Annotated in this window: 1 pseudogene; it reads right to left on the bottom strand. The window is 55.2% G+C overall.

Going from position 1 to position 578, the window contains the following annotated elements:
- Positions 1 to 62: 62 nt before the first annotated feature.
- Positions 63 to 578 (bottom strand): annotated as a pseudogene (locus MLOOGBEN_RS28840) (gfo/Idh/MocA family oxidoreductase); the annotation flags it as partial.

The following is a 578-nucleotide window of genomic DNA, read 5'->3' as shown; positions in this document are numbered from 1 at the left end:
CTGAAAGAGGCGAATAGTCTACCTGGATTATGGTGAATTGCTACCGCCAGATGTTACAGGGTTTATTCACTCATCGCATCGCGCCAGATCTTGTCAACGATACGTTGCGCCAGCACGGCCTGTTCGCCGGCGGTTTGCGGAACTGTCTGGTTTTGCACACATTCAATGAAGTGCCGCGCACAGCCGACAAACCCACGTTGCTCAAGCGTACTCTGCCAACCAGGAATCGGTTTATGCACTACGCCCTGCCCGCGCTCCTCACGCCATTCGCGCATATCCGTAATGTCGATGAGCGCACCGTCAGTCACGGCCTGCACGGTTTCACGCTGACTTCCGGCACGGCGATGCATACAGGTGGTGATCTGCAAAGGACCAGCCGAAAAATGGTGCTCGGCAAACAGCATTTCGCCAGCGTCGTTAGTCAGTAGCGTACCGCCATCCAGAGAGGCTTTGCCGCCCGACAACCACAGCGCGGTATCCACCACATGCAGATAATCATCCAGCAACGTGAAATAAAGATCGTGTGGCCCGACGCTATTGCTACGATGTTTATCCATTCTTAGCGAGGCTGCGGTGGC

Origin of the sequence: Bacillus sp. EB106-08-02-XG196 (assembly GCF_013396335.1) — a bacterium.
In the GTDB taxonomy this organism is placed as follows: Bacteria; Bacillota; Bacilli; order Bacillales; family Cytobacillaceae; genus Neobacillus.
This window is presented reverse-complemented; position numbering and strand designations above follow the sequence as displayed.